The organism is uncultured Campylobacter sp., from assembly GCF_938045225.1.
Taxonomy (GTDB): Bacteria; Campylobacterota; Campylobacteria; order Campylobacterales; family Campylobacteraceae; genus Campylobacter_A.
Map to the genome: position 1 here is coordinate 1 of NZ_CALINL010000180.1, position 2,992 is coordinate 2,992.

Sequence of the window (2,992 nt, forward strand, 5' to 3'; positions counted from 1 at the left end):
AGGTTTTTTAAGCCAAAATTTATGGCAATTTTTATCGCTTTTATCTTATGTGTGGCATTGGCATTTGCAATGTTTTTAAAATCATTTTTTTGAAATTTTATAGAGATAGTTGCCTAAAACTTGGAAAATTTGCACCATAATGATGAGAATAACCACGGTGTAGAGCATGATATCTGGGCGAAATCTCTGATATCCGTAGTTTATAGCGACTGATCCTAGTCCGCCACCGCCAACTGCGCCAGCCATCGCCGAAAAGCCGATATTTACGATAAGCGTTAGTGTAAATGCCGAGATGATGCCAGGAAGCGCCTCGACAAACATCACGCGAAAGATGATCTGAAATTTCGAGCTACCAAAGCTTTGAGCAGCTTCGATGATGCCTTTATCAACCTCTTTTAGAGCATTTTCAATGAGCCTTGCTACAAAGGGAGCTGCTCCGATAGTTAGTGGAACGATCGCAGCTGTAGTGCCGATGCTTGTACCTACGATCATTTTTGTTACCGGAAAGAGCACGATGATCAAAATGATAAACGGAAAGCTTCTAAGCACGTTTATAACGATATCAAGGACAAAGTAAAGCTGTTTGTTTGGCTTGAGGCCGTTTTTGTCTGAAAGGATGAGCAAAACCGCTGGTATAAGGCCAATAGAAAAGGCGAGTAGTGTAGAGACGATGCTCATATATAGCGTCTCGCCGATAGCTGGCAAAAGTATCCTAGAAAATACATCAGGAAATTTAGAAAAATCAATACCAAACATCAAGCAACCTCCCACAAAACGCCACTTTGCTTGATGTAGTTAAGTACGTTTTCTTTATCTTTTTCATCTATGTTTATGACAAGCGAGCCAAGGACGTTGTCGTTTAGCTTTTCAAGCTTACCCCAGACTATGTTAAAGTCGATGTTTAGGCTTCTTGCCATGTGCGTGATCACGCTGTTTTGAGCCACTTCTTTTGGGAAAAATAGCCTGATATTTGTGCCAGTGTTTGGCAGAATTTCCACTTCACCCAAAAACTCTTTCATCTTCTCATCTGGCTTTAAAAATAGCTCTTCGATGCTTCCAGAGCCTATGATCTTGCCACCTTCTAGCAGTATCGCGCGTTTTGCGATCGATTTTACCACCTCCATCTCGTGCGTGACGATGACGACGCTGATGTCTAGCTCTTTATTTATCTTCTCAAGTAGCTCTAAAATTTGATTTGTCGTGTTTGGATCAAGTGCCGAAGTCGCCTCGTCGCTTAGTAAAATTTTAGGATTTAAAGCAAGCGCTCTGGCGATCGCCACACGCTGTTTCTGCCCGCCGCTTAGCTCGCTTGGATAGCTTTTTGCCTTGCTTTCAAGACCGACTAAATTTAAAAGCTCTCTCACTCTTTTTTCAGTTTCATCGCTTTTATAACCCCAAAATTTAAGCGGAGTAGCGACGTTTTCAAACGCCGTTTTCCTCGCCATCAGCGCGAAGTGCTGAAATATCATTCCCACATCTCGCCTAAGTTCTCTTAGCTCTTTATCTTTTAGCGCCGAGATTTCTTTGTCAAATACCTTTAGGCTGCCGCCTTGATAGTCCTCTAGGCCGTTTATGCAGCGAAGCAGGGTAGATTTACCTGCGCCGCTGTGGCCTACGATGGCGAAAATTTCGCCTTTTTCTACGGTTAGGCTGACGCCGTCTATGATCTGCGTCGCTCCGTAAAATTTCTTTAAATTTTCTATTTTTATCACTCAAATTTCCTCATTCATAATTCCGCCGAAGCGCTACTAAAATTTATAAAATTTCGCGCCTTAGTTCATCTGCGCTCTTTGGCGAAAGAAGCGCTGGAGCGATGTCAAATACGCTAAACGCGCCGATTTCGCCTCTTTTTGCTAAGCGATACGCCGCGCGGGCGTAGGCTACGAGCACGCTTGCGGTAAATTCTGGATTTGAGTCAAGCTTTAGCAAAAACTCGATCAAGTGTTTATTTTCGCCGCGCTCGCCGGTTGCTCCGCTTCGCAAAACAAATCCTCCGTGAGGGATGCCGCCATGCTCTTTTTTAAGCGTTTCAAGACTTACGAAATGCACGCTCGTGTCGTAGTCAGCAAAATAATTTGGCATCGTTTTTATCTCATGCTCGATGCGTGCCTTATCAGCGCCGTCCTCTGCCACGACGTAGCAATCACGCAAGTGTTTTTCTCTTGTGGTTAAATTTGGATTTTCCCCAGCGCGTACTCGCTCTAGCGCACTTTCTATCGGCACGGTGTATTGGCGTGCATCCACGACGCCCTCGATCCTGCGGATGGCGTCCGAGTGGCCTTGGCTCACGCCTTTGCCCCAAAAAGTATAACTGCTGCCGTTTTCAAGTACGCTCTCGCCAAATAGCCTATTTAGCGAAAACAGCCCTGGATCCCAGCCAACGGCGATGATGCCTACATTTCCGCCCGCTTTGGCTGCGGCGTCTACCGCGGCGAAGTGCTCGGGGATTTTTGCGTGCGTATCAAAGCTATCGACGACGTTAAAGCTCTGCGCAAATTCTGGCGTCTGCGTCGGCAGATCCGTCGCGCTACCGCCGCAAAGCACCAAAACGTCAAATTTGCCCTTGTGCGATAAAATTTCATCCGTGCTAAACACCGGCGCACCGCATGTTTTTACTTCGCTTGGATTTCTGCGGCTAAAAACAGCCGAAAGCTCTAAATCCTTGCTATTTCGCGCGGCAAGCTCTACGCCGCGACCTAAATTTCCATATCCCAAAACCGCTATTTTTATTTTTTCGTTCATTTTTTATCCTTCAAATTTTTAAAATTTAGCGAGCAAAAGGGCGCGCCGCTGATTAAATTTCACTTCATCAGCAAATAATAAATTACGTATATCCAACTTAAAAATCCGTGAATTATCGCCCACAATATGCTTTTATTAGCTCCCCACGATAGCGCGACGGCTATGACCGTGCCTAGCGTAAATCCGCCTATACTGCCCTTCATTTTTTCTCCTTGATTTAAAATTTAGGTTCAAACGAGCGGACTACTCG

At 45.0% G+C, this 2,992-nt stretch carries 4 protein-coding genes; all 4 read right to left on the bottom strand.

Features of this window, described 5'->3' with window-relative positions; translation table 11 throughout:
* Positions 1 to 81 precede the first annotated feature (81 nt).
* Genes Q0200_RS06845 through Q0200_RS06860 form a run of 4 tightly spaced genes read right to left on the bottom strand, consistent with a single transcriptional unit; the run spans position 82 to position 2,945 of the window.
* A complete protein-coding gene (locus Q0200_RS06845; protein ID WP_297939451.1) occupies positions 82 to 756 on the bottom strand; it encodes a methionine ABC transporter permease in 675 nt (224 codons plus the stop codon).
* Complete coding sequence (locus tag Q0200_RS06850) at positions 756 to 1,712, bottom strand: methionine ABC transporter ATP-binding protein (protein WP_297939454.1); 957 nt, start codon at positions 1,710 to 1,712, stop codon at positions 756 to 758. Before Q0200_RS06850 ends, Q0200_RS06845 begins: the two co-directional genes overlap by 1 nt.
* Positions 1,713 to 1,755: 43 nt before the next feature.
* On the bottom strand, positions 1,756 to 2,742 hold the full coding sequence (locus tag Q0200_RS06855) for a diaminopimelate dehydrogenase (protein WP_297939457.1): 987 nt from the start codon (positions 2,740 to 2,742) through the stop codon (positions 1,756 to 1,758).
* A gap of 59 nt (positions 2,743 to 2,801) precedes the next feature.
* Positions 2,802 to 2,945, bottom strand: a complete 144-nt coding sequence (locus Q0200_RS06860) for a hypothetical protein (protein WP_002952601.1) — start codon at positions 2,943 to 2,945, stop codon at positions 2,802 to 2,804.
* Between the last annotated feature and the right edge of the window lie 47 nt (positions 2,946 to 2,992).

What these genes read in the sequence shown, in the direction of transcription:
- Q0200_RS06845 (WP_297939451.1), bottom strand. Translation starts at nt 756, where the DNA reads ATGTTTGGTATTGATTTTTCTAAATTTCCTGATGTATTTTCTAGGATA.
- Q0200_RS06855 (WP_297939457.1), bottom strand. Translation starts at nt 2,742, where the DNA reads ATGAACGAAAAAATAAAAATAGCGGTTTTGGGATATGGAAATTTAGGT.
- Q0200_RS06860 (WP_002952601.1), bottom strand. Translation starts at nt 2,945, where the DNA reads ATGAAGGGCAGTATAGGCGGATTTACGCTAGGCACGGTCATAGCCGTC.